20 protein-coding genes are annotated in these 15870 nt (G+C 37.7%); 18 read left to right on the forward strand and 2 right to left on the reverse strand.

Translation table 11 applies throughout. The features are described 5' to 3' along the window. The first annotated feature begins 674 nt into the window (after window positions 1-674). From EHO65_RS06905 to EHO65_RS06940, 8 genes are all read left to right on the forward strand, one after another. The gene (locus EHO65_RS06905) at window positions 675-1223 is read left to right on the forward strand and encodes a hypothetical protein (protein ID WP_135773408.1); all 549 of its coding nucleotides are present in this window, start codon (window positions 675-677) and stop codon (window positions 1221-1223) included. A 347-nt stretch (window positions 1224-1570) separates the two neighbouring features. Next, window positions 1571-1849 carry a toxin gene (locus EHO65_RS20025; protein WP_135773409.1) on the forward strand — a complete coding sequence of 93 codons (279 nt, stop codon included), beginning with the start codon at window positions 1571-1573 and terminating at the stop codon, window positions 1847-1849. Beyond that, on the forward strand, window positions 1846-2118 hold the full coding sequence (locus EHO65_RS06915; protein ID WP_100725284.1) for an antitoxin: 273 nt from the start codon (window positions 1846-1848) through the stop codon (window positions 2116-2118). The genes EHO65_RS20025 and EHO65_RS06915 overlap by 4 nt, the downstream gene beginning before the upstream one ends. Before the next feature lie 270 nt (window positions 2119-2388). After that, a complete protein-coding gene (locus EHO65_RS06920) occupies window positions 2389-3231 on the forward strand; it encodes a rhomboid family protein (RefSeq protein WP_135773410.1) in 843 nt (280 codons plus the stop codon). A gap of 644 nt (window positions 3232-3875) precedes the next feature. Beyond that, entirely contained in the window at window positions 3876-4421 is a 546-nt protein-coding gene (locus EHO65_RS06925; RefSeq protein ID WP_135773411.1) for a hypothetical protein, read from the forward strand. A gap of 896 nt (window positions 4422-5317) precedes the next feature. Next, window positions 5318-5599 (forward strand): type II toxin-antitoxin system RelE/ParE family toxin, encoded by a 282-nt coding sequence (locus EHO65_RS06930; protein ID WP_135773412.1) that lies wholly within the window; start codon window positions 5318-5320, stop codon window positions 5597-5599. An 11-nt stretch (window positions 5600-5610) separates the two neighbouring features. Then, on the forward strand, window positions 5611-5913 hold the full coding sequence (locus tag EHO65_RS06935; RefSeq protein WP_135773413.1) for a HigA family addiction module antitoxin: 303 nt from the start codon (window positions 5611-5613) through the stop codon (window positions 5911-5913). Between the two features lie 276 nt (window positions 5914-6189). Further along, window positions 6190-6546: a hypothetical protein gene (locus EHO65_RS06940; RefSeq protein ID WP_135773414.1), complete on the forward strand. Its 357-nt coding sequence runs from the start codon at window positions 6190-6192 to the stop codon at window positions 6544-6546. A gap of 243 nt (window positions 6547-6789) precedes the next feature. Here the strand turns inward: EHO65_RS06940 and EHO65_RS06945 are convergent, their stop codons facing one another. Together EHO65_RS06945 and EHO65_RS06950 are read right to left on the reverse strand one after the other, a co-directional pair. Continuing rightward, window positions 6790-6999: a CopG family antitoxin gene (locus tag EHO65_RS06945; RefSeq protein WP_100708323.1), complete on the reverse strand. Its 210-nt coding sequence runs from the start codon at window positions 6997-6999 to the stop codon at window positions 6790-6792. Further along, on the reverse strand, window positions 6996-7286 hold the full coding sequence (locus EHO65_RS06950; RefSeq protein ID WP_135773415.1) for a BrnT family toxin: 291 nt from the start codon (window positions 7284-7286) through the stop codon (window positions 6996-6998). Before EHO65_RS06950 ends, EHO65_RS06945 begins: the two co-directional genes overlap by 4 nt. Before the next feature lie 301 nt (window positions 7287-7587). Between EHO65_RS06950 and EHO65_RS06955 the strand changes: the two genes are divergently transcribed. The 10 genes from EHO65_RS06955 (at window position 7588) to EHO65_RS07000 (ending at window position 15786) form a co-directional block, all read left to right on the forward strand. Continuing rightward, entirely contained in the window at window positions 7588-8511 is a 924-nt protein-coding gene (locus EHO65_RS06955; protein WP_135773416.1) for a TIR domain-containing protein, read from the forward strand. Window positions 8512-9182: 671 nt separating this feature from the next. Continuing rightward, a complete protein-coding gene (locus tag EHO65_RS06960; protein WP_135773417.1) occupies window positions 9183-9395 on the forward strand; it encodes an AbrB/MazE/SpoVT family DNA-binding domain-containing protein in 213 nt (70 codons plus the stop codon). Continuing rightward, a complete protein-coding gene (locus EHO65_RS06965; RefSeq protein WP_135773418.1) occupies window positions 9392-9784 on the forward strand; it encodes a type II toxin-antitoxin system death-on-curing family toxin in 393 nt (130 codons plus the stop codon). Before EHO65_RS06960 ends, EHO65_RS06965 begins: the two co-directional genes overlap by 4 nt. Window positions 9785-9982: 198 nt before the next feature. Continuing rightward, window positions 9983-10750: a hypothetical protein gene (locus EHO65_RS06970; protein WP_135773419.1), complete on the forward strand. Its 768-nt coding sequence runs from the start codon at window positions 9983-9985 to the stop codon at window positions 10748-10750. A 191-nt stretch (window positions 10751-10941) separates the two neighbouring features. Next, on the forward strand, window positions 10942-11343 hold the full coding sequence (locus tag EHO65_RS06975) for a hypothetical protein (protein ID WP_135773420.1): 402 nt from the start codon (window positions 10942-10944) through the stop codon (window positions 11341-11343). Between the two features lie 265 nt (window positions 11344-11608). Beyond that, window positions 11609-12316, forward strand: a complete 708-nt coding sequence (locus EHO65_RS06980) for a hypothetical protein (protein ID WP_135773421.1) — start codon at window positions 11609-11611, stop codon at window positions 12314-12316. A gap of 313 nt (window positions 12317-12629) precedes the next feature. Then, a complete protein-coding gene (locus tag EHO65_RS06985) occupies window positions 12630-12845 on the forward strand; it encodes a DUF2191 domain-containing protein (RefSeq protein WP_135773422.1) in 216 nt (71 codons plus the stop codon). Then, window positions 12842-13219, forward strand: a complete 378-nt coding sequence (locus EHO65_RS06990) for a PIN domain-containing protein (protein WP_135773423.1) — start codon at window positions 12842-12844, stop codon at window positions 13217-13219. The genes EHO65_RS06985 and EHO65_RS06990 overlap by 4 nt, the downstream gene beginning before the upstream one ends. 1309 nt (window positions 13220-14528) lie before the next feature. Continuing rightward, window positions 14529-14990 carry a VOC family protein gene (locus EHO65_RS06995; protein WP_135773424.1) on the forward strand — a complete coding sequence of 154 codons (462 nt, stop codon included), beginning with the start codon at window positions 14529-14531 and terminating at the stop codon, window positions 14988-14990. Between the two features lie 49 nt (window positions 14991-15039). Beyond that, window positions 15040-15786, forward strand: coding sequence for a hypothetical protein (locus tag EHO65_RS07000; protein ID WP_135773425.1), 747 nt, complete (start codon window positions 15040-15042; stop codon window positions 15784-15786). Window positions 15787-15870 lie beyond the last annotated feature (84 nt).

The following is a 15870-nucleotide window of genomic DNA, read 5'->3' on the forward strand; positions in this document are numbered from 1 at the left end:
AGCGGGTTTATATTCCGATACAAAGTGCAAAGAAACTAAGTAAAACCACTGCGGCTAACTATCGGCTCTGACGCTTCGCTTCGAGATCGCTGCGCGACTCTCGCTTGGGCTACGCCACATTTCGCTTTGTCACTCGCCTTGCGGTGGCAAGTCTCGCGCCAAGTGCTTCGTACTCGCGAAACGTCGTCAAGCCTTGGTCGTTATCCGCAATCGCCAAAAGGATATTAATAAAAAAATTACGGTGATTAGGTTTAGCTGCATTTTCGCTGTTACAGAATTGGAACTGTTTTGATGCCCATCTGATTTAGTGAATTAAGCTCTGGATAAAATTTTCGTAGTCGTAGTATTTTATCGATGTTAGTGCCTTAAATTGTATTTTAGATTTTTTTTGATGAAGCTGTAGGTGCTTGATTATAACTTTTGCCTTGAGGTTAGTTTTGCCCGTAATTATAGCAGGGTAGCGGCAATTTAAGTTGATTCCTGCGTAATCAGGCGACTTCGGATAACTATCGGTGCTTCCGCGGCGCTGCGGGATTGCTACGCAACCCTTGCTTGGCCTTCGGCACATTTGCTTCTGTCACTTCGTTTGCATCAGCAAACTCGTGCCATCGCAAACGTCGGAACACCTTGGTCGTTAGACGTCATGCCATTCAAATTTACTTTGGTATAAATATATGAACGAAAAACTGTTAGAGCAATTGCTATTAGTTGGTTTTGGATCAATTATTAGCTTAATGGTGACATTTATTAATAATATAAGTAATAATAATCGTTTGAAGTTACAATATTCTTTCGAAGAAAAGAAAGAGAAGAAAAAATCTATACAAGCTCATTATGAGGAATTATATCTTCAATCAAGTAAATACTTGAACGGATTAAATAGTAGTTTTTTTGTCTATTATTCTCTTCTTCAAAATAAAATTACTTATGACCAAGCAAATGACGAAATAATAAGGGAATTATCCGAAGCTAAATATGATCCTCATAAGGTCCAAATGCTATTGAGATTATATTTCCCAGAGCTTCTTGAATCATTTGAGAAAGTTATGCGGGCTCGTGATGAAATTAATGAACTCCTTGTTCAGCATAAGCTGGAGTATAGATCTGGAAGAGTCGATGGATCGAAATATCTCGACTCATTCACTGCAATGCATGATTTCCTAGATCAAGAGATTGATTCGTATTTATCTGCAATTATAGCTAATAAGAGAGTAATACTTTAATTGCTTTTGTTATTATAATGGCACGCCGTCTAACTATCGGCTTATCGCTGCGCTTCGGGGATCGCTTTCGCGACCCACTCGCTTGGCCTTCGGCACATTGGCTTCAGGCACGATCTTTTGCTATTGCAAAAGATCGTGCCTGACTCTAACGTCTCCTTCGGAGACTCAGAGACGCCAACGTCGATAACCCTTGGTCGTTAGGCGAAATGTGGGGCAAAATTTCACTTTATAAGAACTTCTATTTCATATCGATAGCTTTTAGTTTTGAGATTATTTTAGTGAATTTTGCAATATTTCGGCTAAAATCTTTGTATTGACATTAGGCACACGTCTAATATCCTAGATAGGTGATCTTTGATTGGGATAATCAGAAGAACGAAACTCTAAAAACTGAGCGAAATATAAGCTTTGAAAGGGTAGTTGTTGAGATTGAATCAGGGTCAATCTTAGATATCTTAAAGCATCCGAATATGAAGAAATATCCTAATCAAATCATCATAATTGTAGAAATTGATAGTTATGCTTGGGTGGTTCCTACAATTGAAAATAAGGATACTTTTTTCTTTAAAACAGCATACCCATCAAGGAAATACACTAGTATATATCTGCCGGAGGCAAATTTATGAAATATAAACTTAGCCAAGAAGAGAAAGATTTGGAATCTTCTATCGAGCGAAATGAATGGAAACCGGTTGATAATAAAGCTCAATATTTAAAAAAATTCAAATCGGCTGCGAAGAATACTCTATTGAAAGATAAGAGAATGAATATCAGGATAGCAGGCAAAGATATTCAATTATTGAAAACCAAAGCATTGGAAGTTGGGATTCCTTATCAGACTTTAGTTTCGAGTATATTGCATCAGTATGTAACCGGTAAATTGACAGAACGGTAACTATCAAGCCCCACACTTCGCCTAACTATCGGCTCTGACGCTTCGCTTCGAGATTGCTACGCAACTCGCGCTCGGCCTTCGGCACATTTCGCTTTGTCACTCGCCTTGCAGTGGCAAGTCTCGGGCCAAGTGCTTACGCACTCGCGAAACGTCGCCAAGCCTTGGTCGTTAGCCGCCATTTTTAAAAATTGTCTGTTATTTTCTTTTATTGGATATGGTATATAGGAAGTCTGAGAATTCTTCCGTATTTTATTAAGTTTGACTTGCTAGATGAATATTCCGGAAAAAATCCCATTTCTATCCATTTTAATTTTTGTAACTACTCTTTACGGGTCTTATAAGGGTATTGTATCTAATAAATTTATAGATAAATATCTACTCAGTTCTGAAGGAGTCCTTTTTCGAAAGCAATATTATAGAATTATAAGCTCTGCCTTTGTCCACGCAGACTGGCCTCATTTAATTTTCAATATGGCCTCCTTTGCATTGTTCGCTTTCGACTTTGAAAAAGAACAAGGAATTTTGAAACTTTTATTGGTATATTTCAGTTCAGTAATTGGTGGATCAATATTCGGACTAATAAATAATCAAAGAAACCCTGATTATCAAGCCGTAGGTGCCTCTGGTGGGATTTCTGGATTAGTTTTTGCTTCAATTTTGTCTTCCAGTCCATTCTCAATTATTTTATACATACCGTTAGCGATTGAAATACCAGACTGGGTATATGCTTATCTTTTTCTTAGCATCTCTTATATAGGTATGCAAATGAAAAAAGGGAATATTGGTCACGATGCTCACCTTGGGGGAGCAATAGTTGGAATTATTTTCATTACTCTTCTAAGTTATGAAAATGTAGGACAAAGATACTTACTCGCTTTAGGCTTAAGTGGATTTAACATCTTATTAATTTGCCATTATTTTTATAGAAAAGGTTTCAATGGTTTCGATATTGGTAGGATCTTTAAAAAAATTAAAGAGCGTCGAATTTCAGTACGACAAGAAGCCATTGTATTAGATTTAGATAAAATACTAGATCAGGTATACAAACATGGCCAAGAAAGTTTATCTGAACGAGATAGGCGCCGCTTGGAAGAAATATCTAAAGAAATCTAGTTTCTTTAATAAAATAAAAACGGCGGCTAACTATCGGCTCTGACGCTGCGCTTCGAGATTGCTACGCAACTCTCGCTTGGCCTTCGGCACATTTCGCTTTGTCACTCGTCTTGCATTAGCAAGCCTCGCGCCAAGTGCTTGCGCACATGCGAAACGTCGTCAAGCCTTGGTCGTTAGGCGCAATATCGCGATTTTGTATTTTTGAATTTAGTAAGCGTTAATCAGACCATAAAATGAGAGTGGAATTTGATTTTAGGTCAGGCCGCTTTTCACCCTTTTCTTGCCTTATATGGTAAACTGAAAAGCTCTACAGAATGTTTGAATCCATCAGAACTACTTGATATATCTTCCGTTGGATCCTGCGAAAAGGGTTCGCTACTTTATATTCTGAAAGTGAATTGGTCAGTAATTGACTTTTACTTTATTAGATGATTTTACAGAGTAGGACTTGGGTGCAGTGTGTTAGGAGCGATACTGCGCCTAACTATCGGTGCTTCCGCTCCGCTCGGAGTTCGCTTGCGCGACTCACTCGCTCGGGCTACGCCACATTTGCTTCAGTCACTTCGTTTGCATGCGCAAACTCGTGCCATTGCAAACGTCGGAACACCTTGGTCGTTAGGCGTAATAGCCAAAGAAAATGGACTATGAAAAAAATCTTTAGGAATGTTATCACCTTAAGTTTGTTTTTGGCATTCGCAAACTGCGCAGCAAATGTAATAACATTATCTAATAGTAAAAGCGTTATATCGCCAAGGACTGGAAAGTTTAAGATTTTATATGATACAGATGACATTAAAGCTGAATTTTTAGCTAAAGTTGTATTATATAAATTGAAGAAAATGGGTTTTAAAGAAGAAAATCGAGAGCCTGATTTTATAGTCTATGTAGCTTATACAGTGCGTCCTTCGGTGAAAGAAAATTATTCGCACCATAGTACAAATACAGGGCCCCTAATAAAATATTTGAAAATTGTTTTTGGCGATAAAAAAAAGAAACTTTTATGGGAAGGGGAGAGCTTTGAAGAGAGCAGTTGCCCGAATATAATAATTACTTCACCGGAATTAGTAACTGAAATCTTTCAATTTTACCCGCAAGATTTCTCAAATAAGGAAACAATCCATTCAAGGTCTAATGTCGAGACGACTGAAATAAGAAATGCTTTTCCAGAAGAGAATTGGGCTTGCGATTAGTCTGAGCATTGGCTACTACGCCTAACTATCGGCTCTGACGCTTCGCTTCGAGATGCTTCGCACTCTCGCTTGGCCTCCGGCACGTTTCGCTTTGTCACTCGCCTTGCGGGGCAAGTCTCGTGCCAAGTCCTTACGGACTTGCGAAACGTCGTCAAGCCTTGGTCGTTATGCGAAATAACCATGAAATTGATTTTTTAATCATGGATTTTTTTCGTTGAATGCAATTATAAGATTAAAAAAGACAGTATGGAAATTATTATTGAGATTATAGTTGAGGTATTTGTTGAAACAGTAGGTAACTTAATTGCCCAAAGTATAATGCGATCGTTGAGAGGATCGAAATTCGCTGAATCTTTCTTTTCTGCAATTGGATACATTATTCTCGGGTCAATAGTCGGTTATGCGAGTATGTTAGCATTTCCGAAAATTCTGCTTAAAAATCCGCATTTACAAATCGCAAATTTATTGGCGGTGCCGATCATAGTTGCGCTTACAATTTGCTTTTTAGGAAATTGGCGTAAGAAACTTGCTATTCTTAGGATTGAATTCGAGACGTTTATATTTGCATATTTATTTGCATTTACTGTTTCTTTCGTTCGGTATTCCTTTCTGAATGCGGAACATCCATTTTGGTAGAATCGCCATAATTCTTAATATACATGGTTACTTCGCATAACTTTCGCCTCAGCCGCTGCGCTTCGGGCTGCTTCGCACCCTCGCTCCGGCCTTACGGCACATTCGCTTCCGTCACTCACTTGCTTACGCAAGTTCGTGCCGTCGCGAACGTCGGCTAGGCTTGGTCGTTATGCGAAATTGGGCAAAAACTTCCCTTTAAAAGCAAAATATAGGAATATATCCGATTGACAGATATATCTGTTTCGCAAATATATGGATAAATGATTAAATCTTTCGGAGATAAAGAAACTGAAAGGATTTTCCATCAAGAATTCTCAAAGAAAATACCTCCGGAGATACAGAGTAGGGCTTTAATCAAACTTCTCATCTTGGAAAATGCCGAAAAAGAAGAAGATCTAAAAAGTCCGCCAGCTAATAGATTTGAACATTTAAAAGGTAACTTACGGAATTATTGTTCTATCAGGATAAATGACCAGTGGAGAATTACATTTAAATTCTCTGATGGAAATTGCTTTGATGTGTCTATAGTTGATTACCATTGAGGAGACTTATTATGAAAACGAAGAGAATTCCAACACCAACAGTCTCTCAAATCCTTAGAGAGGAGTTTTTGGGTCCACTTGAGGTAACACCATATAGACTTGCAAAAGAACTACATGTTTCGACTTCTACAGTGTTGGAAATTTTACATGATAAGCGTAAAATCACAGTAGATATGTCATTGAGATTAGCTAAGTTTTTCGGTATGTCCGATAAATTTTGGATAAATCTTCAAAATGATTTGGAAATAAGGAAACAGAAAGAAAAGCTAAAGCTTAAATTGGATAGTATTCAAACACTCCCAAGAACGGGCTGAGTTCATTGCCCAACTTCGCATAACTATCGGCTCTGACGCTTCGCTTCGAGATGCTACGCACTCTCGCTCGGCCTTCGGCACATTTTGTTTCCGTCATTCCGCTTGCATGCGCAAGCTCATGCCGTCGCAAAACGTCGTCAAGCCTTGGTCGTTAGACGACATTTTTAATATCTATGCTTTGAAAGAATAGATATATTACTGAATTTGAATAGGAGAGGGCAATCTTTTGACTGTTATAGATAAAATAAGAAATAGTAATTATTAAAGCCGAGAGATATGATGACTTTGCAGAAACTACCTATCGCTAACTGTTCTATTAATTGTCCTTTTTGCAATTTACCTGGTATTGAGATTAAAATGTTTGAAAGCGGAATGGGCGGCGACTTTCAAACACTGCATGGTAAAAGTACCGGAACTTATTATAGAATAGATTTAACTCAAATAGATTATTTGAATCTTTCTCTTCAGTCTTGTTTAGATAAAGTGTATTCCAGGGAGAAAGGGGAAGTAAATGTTGAGCAAATACCCCAAAAGTTGCATTGTAAAATATGTAAGAAGGACTCAAGCTTCACAATTGAAATGTCTATAAGTTTTAACAACGATGAATTTATCAATGTTATGGTGCTTCCTTAATTTATTTTGCTCCAAGTAGCCATTTACTTTATAGATGAATAAAAACGTCGTCTAACTATCGGTGCTTCCGCTGCGCCTCGGGATCGCTTCGCGACCCTTGCTTGGGCTACGCCACATTTGCTTCTGTCACTTCGTTTGCAGAGCAAACTCGCGCCATTGCAAACGTCGGAACACCTTGGTCGTTAGGCGCCATAACGCTTGAATTGAATGCCGGACATCCTTGTCCGGCTTGCTTTTGGAAATTCACTTCCAGGAAAGATCAATTTTTTTATGCTTCGAGGCGCATTCTGCTAAATATAAATTAATTAGATTTTGATAAGGAATACCAGTTTTATCTGATAATCCTTTGAAATAGCCTATTGTATCAACATCAACTCTGATAGTAATAGGCTTTTTAAGTTTCTTTAAGTAAGGGTTTTTCTTTGATTTTGAAAAATCATATTCTTTTCTCATAAAAATGCCTCGTATTGTTTAGATTCAGATTTAGTAGCTTTTCGTGCAGAAATAATTCGAATGGTGTCTTTTGAAGATCTGTAGCAATGGGAAACCATAAGTAAATTCAGTTTATGACTAAATCCAAGAATGATAAATCTTTCTTCTTTATCAGAATGATCAGGATCATTAATAATCCTAGCATTTTCATCGTAAAATACTGATTTTGCTTCTTCAAAAGAAATGCCATGTTTCTTTTTATTAGAAGAGTTTTTAGCGGAATCCCATTCGAAGTCGATTGACGACATATGTATGGTAGCAATATACTATACATATATTTGTAGTCAACGTGAATTTTAAAGAAAATTAGGAGAAAGGGGATCCTCAGAGCGCCATCCGTGGCGCAGTGGCGCGTTACAGGCGTCTAACTATCGGCTCTGACGCTTCGCTTCGAGATGCTTACGCACTCTCGCTCGGGCTACGCCACATTTCGCTTTGTCACTCGCCTTGCGGTGGCAAGTCTCGCGCCAAGTGCTTTGCACTCGCGAAACGTCGTCAAGCCTTGGTCGTTAGGCGTAATTTTTGATACCTTAAACTATGGATAATAATATGAAATGGATACCTATTATTGGTCAATTCGATATTACAGAAACAGGGTTCGTGTTTGCTGGTGGTGAAATGACTTATCTTGGTACTTTGAGAGGTCCGGCGATAGGCAATATTATTTCGGATAAAACATTCAATAATGGTTCCATTGAAGTTGATATTGAATTTGAGAAATTTGATGAGAATTCCGGTGCTGAACTAATTATCGCTTATGATGCTGAAACTAAAGCAATGTTAAACGCAGGGATATTGGGTACAGCGCAATCTCCAGCAACTTTTAATATTCGAGAGTTTAATGGGCAAACTTGGACAATACTTGCACAAAATGGACTAAGCGCTATAAAAAACAAATATTCATATAATGTGAAAGTGAACGTAATCGGTTCTAAAATTAATTTTTCCGTAGATAACGTAAAGGTCTGCCAAGCAACATTAGAAGCACCTTTAGTACCAAGTCAGTTAGGTCTTTGGGCATCGGGGCATGGCAAAGTTACTTTTAAAAATTATAAATTAGATTCTATATCAGCAAAGGCTTTTGTTGTAATGCAATTTTCCGAGCCTTACCAGGAAGTATATAGAGAGGTTATCAAAAACGTTTGCAATGAGTTTAAAATTGAAACGATAAAAGCAGATGAAATTTACAATAATGGCTTAATATTGGATGATATTATAGAAAGTATTGAAGAATCATTCTTAGTCATAGCTGAAATAACAGAGAGAAATCCTAATGTTTTTTATGAACTTGGATATGCTCATGCCTTAAATAAACCAACAATCTTACTTGCTAAGAAAGGAACTGGATTACCATTTGATGTTTCTCCTTATCGAGTTTTATTCTATGAAGATAGTATAGCTGGTAAGTCTCGCTTTGAGGAGGCATTACGTAGACATCTTGTAGCTTTCATGGGCTACACTTTCAGTCAATGATCAAAAACTACGCCTAACTATCGGTGCTTCCGCTCCGCTCGGAGCTCGCTAACGCGACTCACTCGCTCGGGCTACGCCACATTTGCTTCAGTCACTTCGTTTGCATAAGCAAACTCGTGCCATCGCAAACGTCGGAACACCTTGGTCGTTAGGCGCAATATCGCGATTTTGTATTTTTGAATTTAGTAAGCGTTAATCATTTCCTAAAATATGAGTGGAATTTGATTTTAGGTTAGGTCGCTTTTCACCCTTTTCTTGCCTTATATAGTAAACTGAAAGACTCAATCGAATGTTTGAATTTATCAGAACTACTTGGATATATCTTCCGTCGGATCCTGCGAAAAGGGTTCGCTACTTTATATTCTGAAAGGTGAATTAGTCAGTAATTTGGCTTTTACTCTATTAGTTGATTTTTCAGAGTAGGGCTTGGGTGCAATGTGTTAGGAGCGATACTGCTGCCTAACTATCGGTGCTTCCGCTCCGCTCGGAGATCGCTTGCGCGACTCACTCGCTCGGGCTTCGCCACATTTGCTTCAGTTACTTCGTTTGCATAAGCAAACTCGTGCCATCGCGAAACGTCGGAACACCTTGGTCGTTATACGCAAAAGCCCTAAAAATACTCCTTGACTGAGTAATACTATTGTATATACTTTATTGTTACGGGAATTTTTATGATTAAAAAACTTATACAACATGGTAATAGTTCAGCTTTAATAATCGAAAAGCCCATTCTTGAACTTTTAAGTATTACTTCAGAAACTTCGCTAGATATTAAAACTGATGGTAAAAGTTTAATTATAACTCCGCTTGATAAGAGATTAGAAACTTCTTTAAGTAAGATTAACAAAAAGCATAGTAAAACATTGAAGCGCCTTGCTGAATGAGCAATTCTGCCGTTCGATATTTAACTCTCGAAGAAGTTTTATATATTCATGCCAATCAGATAGATGAATATGGAGGATCCCATGGAATTCGGGATATAGGTCTTCTTGAATCTGCCATTGCTCAACCTTTGGGAGGATTTGGAGACCAGGAATTTCATAAAGAACTCCTGGATAAAGCGTCTGCTTATTTATTCTATCTTTGTAAAAATCATCCATTTAATGATGGGAATAAGCGAGTCGCGCTAGCGGTATCTTTAGTCTTTTTAGATTTGAATGAAATAGAATTGAATGATCCTGAAGAAACACTCTATAACTTAACCATTGGTGTAGCTTCGGGTGGTATCCCTATGGAAAGTATAGCACAGGAACTGAGAAAGTTAATTATTTAAACTTTATCGTTTAGCAGGGCTTCAGCGTCTAACTATCGGCTCTGACGCATCGCTTCGGAATGCTACGCATCCTCGCTTGGCCTTCGGCACATTTCGCTTTGTCACTCGTCTTGCGAAGCAAGCCTCGCGCCAAGTGCTTCGCTCTCGCGAAACGTCGTCAAGCCTTGGTCGTTAGTCGCCATAAAGGATATACCTTTTTTGGACTCAATAAATAAATTAGATAAAAGATTCGATTTATTGCTTGGAGCAACTATTCCAATTTACACTCGAGAAAAGGGCGCTCCAATACCTGCTGCATCGAGTATATTAATAAAATACAGAGATTCATTAATTTTAGTATCATGCTCTCATGTTTTTCGAGAAAATAAGCTATATTTTGTTCCATCATTCGATTCAGAATATTATATCAAAAAAGAATCATTACTTCATTTATCAGACTCTAACATCGAGCCGGGATCCGAAAAGGATACATTTGATACTTCTATTTTGCCAATTCCCCAAGGAGACGAGTTCGCCTTCAATGAATATAGATTTCTAACGCTGAACGATATATATTTACTAGATAAATTAGTAAAAAGCGAATATTTAATATTTGGGTATCCTATAAATTCTAATGAAGTTGATCGTAAAAATAAGGAAGCCGAAGCGGAGGCTTTAATTTATCATATTAAATCACATGATAGAAAAAATATTTACTCTTTGGCAGGCCTCAATAAGACATACAACATTGCTTTAAAATATAACAATAGAGAAATTCGCAATAATTCCTCTATGGCATTTGTTCCTAAGCCATTTGGGATTTCTGGATCTGGGTTATGGATTCCGATTATCGATAAAGGGAATATTCGCTATAAGCTGTTTGGAATAAATGTTGGAGGAGATTTAAGCTACAGTCTTGCTTACTCTACATATTTTTTCGATGTAATTGAACGAATAAAAAAAATGAAAATGACTAATTGCTTTTGAATAAAACCTTTACGGCGACTAACTATCGGTGCTTCCGCTCCGCTCGGAGATCGTTTACGCGACTCACTCGCTCGGGCTACGCCACATTTGCTTCAGTCACTTCGTTTGCATAAGCAAACTCGTGCCATCGCAAACGTCGGAGCACCTTGGTCGTTATGCGAAATTGCAATTTTATTGTGTGAAAATAAAATATGAATAATAAATTAGCAATTGCCCTTTTAATATTTTTTATTTCCTTTTCTATAAATTCATGGCCAAAGGTTAACCTTTCGAATACTACAGATAATCCGAAGTGGGACTTAGCAGGCCAGCCTTGTACTGTCTTGGTTTTTGATTTTTTAAAGAAGAAATTCGAAATAATTGATGGATGTTCTGATGTTGTTATTTTGATTAGCGGTTCATTCAAAACTATTAAAGAAGAAGTTTTTCTAACCGAAATGGAATTAATTCAGAATCAAGATTTAGATGTTAAAACGAAATTCATATATGAACACTTAAATGACAAAAAATGCCGAATATACCAAATCGATAAAATTTATAATATGTATTGTGGAAAAATAGTTTTTAAGAACCGAAAAGCATTTCTAGACTGAATGTTTTTGATTATGTTGCCAGAAATTTAATAGTTCTTTGGGAATTTTGAATATTCTAATTCTTAAAAAATTCGTAAAGTGACGGCAACTTCGCATAACTATTGGCTCTGACGCTTCGCTTCGAGATCCCTTGCGCGACTCTCGCTTGGCCTGCGGCACATTTGCTTCTGTCACTTCGTTTGCATGAGCAAACTCGTGCCATCGCAAACGTCGTCAAGCCTTGGTCGTTAGACGTCATAACTAAAATTATATTATACGAGGAAAAATGAAAAAGACAAAATTATTAGGAATGCTCTTACTATTATTAGTTTTGCTTCCATCTTGCTTAAAACAGCAACCAATTCAGGAAATTTCAAATATACCATCTGGTCCAATAGTAAGAAAGAGTTTCGCTCTGCAATCGTCAGGAATGAGATATGATTTAATTGCTTCTAAGCCAGAACAAACCTGTGAAAATGATGAAAGCCAGAGTATCTTTCATGGAGAATGTTGTGCTGCTAAAATATATAAAGGAAGCAAGCTTCTTATGACGTTTCAAAATAAAGAAAAATATTGCTTTCTGAATAGCCATCTTTTAGCCATCGACTGGATAAATAAAGATACCTTGGAAATTATAGACTATACCGGAGGAGCTGCCGACTTCATAGAAAGACATTCAGCTTATAATTTCGTGTTATGGAAGATCGATAAATTAGTAGATTATACGACTTATTCTACTCCAGATAATGACGACATAGTTTTTACTGAAATTAAACTGGAAAAAGATAAAATTCAAATTGTTGCAGAATGTAACAAAAAGTCGAAACAGGTCAATTATCGAGTTCGTAAGAATTCTTGGTTTGGTGTAAATGAGAGCGATCTTCCTTTATCGAAAACAAAAGGATGTCCTATTCATGCTATACTCAAATCTGGGACGGTCTCTTTTGCATACAGTGACAACTCATCTGTTTTGCTACCCTATAGATATTATTAGAAATTCGTTTAGATAATCAGTTACGACGTCTAACTATCGGCTATGGCGTTCCGCTTCGCTTCGAGCTTGCTTCGCAACTCTCGCTTGGGCTTTGCCACATTGGCTCAGTCACTCGCCTTGCAGGGCAATTCTCGTGCCTGTCTTCGCTTTGCTCAGCTCGCCAACGTCGATAACCCTTGGTCGTTAGTCGGACATGCGTGCCAAATTTTTCCGTTTAATGAATATTATTAGGAGTGGAGAAGCTGGTAAAATTATTCGAAGAATTCTTAATTAAATACTTGAAAATACGAATAAATATCGTATAATGTATCGTATGAAAGTGACTGCGATATTACCAGATGATTTAATTGCTGAAGTTCAAAAGTATTCTGGAGGTAAGAACATAACTGACTCTCTTCAGAAGGCACTCTCCGAATGGCTAAAACAGGCCAAAATAAGGAATTTAAATGCTAAGCTACATAAATCACCACTTTTGTTCCGGGAAGGCTTTTCCGGGGAAAATATACGAGGTTTGAACCGAAATAGATGATCTTAGTAGATACATCGGTATGGATCGAATTCTTTAGGGGAAATGAACCGTATTTCGGTGAATTGAAAGAGCTAATAGAATCTTCGGAAGTAATAGTTCATGAAGTTGTTTTTGGTGAACTACTCCAAGGATGCAAAAATAAGACTGAAGTATCCTTTATTTTAGAGTATTGGGAAAATCTTAATACCTTAACTTCAGATGGCAGCTTTTTATCAGCAGGTAAACTTTCGTTTGAAAGTAAACGTATCGATAAAGGTATCGGACTAATTGATTCAGTTCTTATTAATGAAGTTAGAAGTAAGAAACTTCGACTTTGGACATTAGATAAAAGGATTCTGAAAGTATTAGATAAGAAAGAAATCTATTCAAATTAGGGCAAGCACGTGGCTAACTGTCTGTGCTTCTGCTCCGCTCGGAGCTCGCTAACGTGACTCACAGCTCGGGCTACGCCACATTTGCTTCAGTCACTTCGTTTGCATTTGCAAACTCGTGCCATCGCAAACGTCGGAACACCTTGGTCGTTAGGCGCAATGGCTTGGCAGCTCCAATTAATTCTTCCTATCTCAGGGTTACTCATGTTAATTGCTATCCTATCGTTCGTCCATAATGGCTTTAATAGAAAATCGAAATGTGGTTTATATTGCCTATTGTTGCTATTCACTTGTTGTGGGCAGGCACGACAGGTGCACAAACAGGAGCCAATAGAGATCTCGATAAATCGAGCAAGAGAGCTAATCTCACAAAGTAATAAAGTCAGTCAGTTAGAAATGCAAGAAATCAAAGCAAAAAGCCCTTCGCGGACCATGTATTATATTATAACAGGTGACTATGCTCAATACTCATTCTCATGGGTCATCGGAAAAAAACGTATAACGCTACATGGCACCGGACACCTTTACGCCTTAGAGGGGGCGAATCTCGATATCTCAAACCTCGAACCTAAATAAGGTTTGTGCTCTCATTCGGTTCTACAACTGCTTTGTTATATGCAGAAATCGAAGGAGAATTCGAGCTGCCAGCAGGCCACTTCGCCTAACTATCGGCTTATCGCTGCGCTTCGGGGATCGCTTACGCGACCCTCTCGCTTGGCCTTCGGCACATTGGCTCAGTCACGCCTTTTGCTGTTGCAAAAGATCGTGCCTGACTCTAACGTCTCCTTCGGAGGCTCAGAGACGCCAACGTCGGATAACCCTTGGTCGTTATGCGAAATAACCTCAAAAATTTCACCATACCTAAATTGAAAATAGTTTGCGGACTTAATTAGTCCTTATAAAAAAACAAAGGCTGAAAATATTACACTTCTTTCTTTTTAGCTTTTGCGTGTCTTTATCTCCGAAGAAGGAAAAGGGATAGTTTCCAACGTAAAATATCAATGCAATAAGATGGATTTGTTCGGTAAGCATTGTAGGAGACATTGATTATATTTCATTTTCGTTAGATGTTACGACAAAAGATAATAAGAGTAATCTTTGAAGATGCGATTTATTTAATAGAGAATAGGCATGGTGTTGAAAGTGTAGAAGGACCATCAGACAAGGATGAATTAAAATATATCGAGCAAACCTGTTTAAATGATATTCTTAGAGATTTAATGAATGCAGTAAATGGAGTCTCTTATAAAACGAGGTCTGATAATTTCTTGGCAATTATTGTGTGTAAAAAAGGAATAAAAGGAGTCGATTTATGTCTAAAATTACACCTTTCCTCATGTTTAATGATCAACTTGAAGCAGCAATAGCGTTCTATACTTCAACGTTCCCTGATTCAGAAATAAAAAACATCGCTCGTACTGGCAATGATGGCCCAATTACCTCAGCGGAATTCGTCATCGGCGGTCAATTTTTTATGGGATACAACGGAGGTTCATATTTCGAGTTTTCAAATGGGTTTTCACTTTTTGTCGACTGCGGGGATCAAGAAGAAGTTGACGAGTATTGGAATAAACTAATCACCGCGGGTGCAAAACCATTACAATGTGGCTGGATTACCGATCAATTCGGTATAACTTGGCAAATCGTACCCAGACGTTTTATGGAACTTATTAACGACCCTAATCATAGAAAAGTCAAAGCTGTAATGGATGCCATGATGAAAATGGTAAAACTTGAGATAGCTATACTCGAAAAGGCTTATCATGAGGCTTAAGTAGTTTCGATATCTAAAGCCTGTCTCATTCGGCCAAAGACAAAGGGACATGGATCCTAAAAAGAATAGAATGAAAGATAATATTCCAACCAATGAGGAAAACAAAAGTATATTATCACTTGGAGCTTTTTTTACACTGATTGCACTCCTTGGAATATTCATTGATATTGTCCTAGGAATCGCTAATGGTAGGAATATCTTAAAGTTACCTCAAACAGCTGTTGAGAGATTTAATGAATTACACTCAAATTGGTTTTTGGGTTTATATAATCTCGATTTATTGAACATAATCGTACAAATACTATTAATACCGTCATACTTTGCATTATTCTTTGCCCAGAGGCAGAAATACTATGCTTTTAGTTTATTTGCCTTCATCCTTTTCATATTTGGAACCAGTATTATGGTGTCAGCTAATGTTGCATTATCGATGTTCGAATTAAGTGAAAAATATTTTAATACCAATAATGACTCTCAGAGGCTATTATATTCAGCAGCTGGCGAGGCATTACTTGCACAGGGGAGCCATGGAAGTCCTGCAATTTTCCTAGGTTTTTTCATACCCACGATAGCAAATTTATTAATGTCAATGGTTATGTTGAAAAGTGGAGTGTTTGGAACATTGAATGCTTGGATAGGTATAGTCGGAAGTGTTTTCATGTTAATTTATATAATTCTGATTAACTTTAATTTTGGCGTTGAAAGCGTAGCAATATTGCTCGCAATGCCAGGAGGATTACTGTTAATGTTATGGATGATACTATATACAATTCGACTATCTAAGTTATCAGTATAAGCGCTTTGTCTTCGTATAATCGTCGGTATTCATGCTCCCTTCGGACTTCACAAAGCCTCGTCATGCCTTGGTCGTGAGACGTAA

It is taken from the genome of Leptospira andrefontaineae, assembly GCF_004770105.1.
GTDB lineage: Bacteria > Spirochaetota > Leptospiria > Leptospirales > Leptospiraceae > Leptospira_B > Leptospira_B andrefontaineae.

Coding starts and splice junctions, on each gene's coding strand:
- EHO65_RS06905 (WP_135773408.1), top strand. CDS start 675: ATGAACGAAAAACTGTTAGAGCAATTGCTATTAGTTGGTTTTGGATCA.
- EHO65_RS06955 (WP_135773416.1), top strand. CDS start 7,588: ATGAAATGGATACCTATTATTGGTCAATTCGATATTACAGAAACAGGG.
- EHO65_RS06935 (WP_135773413.1), top strand. CDS start 5,611: ATGAAAACGAAGAGAATTCCAACACCAACAGTCTCTCAAATCCTTAGA.
- EHO65_RS06920 (WP_135773410.1), top strand. CDS start 2,389: ATGAATATTCCGGAAAAAATCCCATTTCTATCCATTTTAATTTTTGTA.
- EHO65_RS06965 (WP_135773418.1), top strand. CDS start 9,392: ATGAGCAATTCTGCCGTTCGATATTTAACTCTCGAAGAAGTTTTATAT.
- EHO65_RS06985 (WP_135773422.1), top strand. CDS start 12,630: ATGAAAGTGACTGCGATATTACCAGATGATTTAATTGCTGAAGTTCAA.
- EHO65_RS06975 (WP_135773420.1), top strand. CDS start 10,942: ATGAATAATAAATTAGCAATTGCCCTTTTAATATTTTTTATTTCCTTT.
- EHO65_RS06925 (WP_135773411.1), top strand. CDS start 3,876: ATGAAAAAAATCTTTAGGAATGTTATCACCTTAAGTTTGTTTTTGGCA.
- EHO65_RS06940 (WP_135773414.1), top strand. CDS start 6,190: ATGATGACTTTGCAGAAACTACCTATCGCTAACTGTTCTATTAATTGT.
- EHO65_RS06980 (WP_135773421.1), top strand. CDS start 11,609: ATGAAAAAGACAAAATTATTAGGAATGCTCTTACTATTATTAGTTTTG.
- EHO65_RS06990 (WP_135773423.1), top strand. CDS start 12,842: ATGATCTTAGTAGATACATCGGTATGGATCGAATTCTTTAGGGGAAAT.
- EHO65_RS06950 (WP_135773415.1), bottom strand. CDS start 7,286: ATGTCGTCAATCGACTTCGAATGGGATTCCGCTAAAAACTCTTCTAAT.
- EHO65_RS06960 (WP_135773417.1), top strand. CDS start 9,183: ATGATTAAAAAACTTATACAACATGGTAATAGTTCAGCTTTAATAATC.
- EHO65_RS06995 (WP_135773424.1), top strand. CDS start 14,529: ATGTCTAAAATTACACCTTTCCTCATGTTTAATGATCAACTTGAAGCA.
- EHO65_RS06930 (WP_135773412.1), top strand. CDS start 5,318: ATGATTAAATCTTTCGGAGATAAAGAAACTGAAAGGATTTTCCATCAA.
- EHO65_RS06945 (WP_100708323.1), bottom strand. CDS start 6,999: ATGAGAAAAGAATATGATTTTTCAAAATCAAAGAAAAACCCTTACTTA.
- EHO65_RS07000 (WP_135773425.1), top strand. CDS start 15,040: ATGGATCCTAAAAAGAATAGAATGAAAGATAATATTCCAACCAATGAG.
- EHO65_RS06915 (WP_100725284.1), top strand. CDS start 1,846: ATGAAATATAAACTTAGCCAAGAAGAGAAAGATTTGGAATCTTCTATC.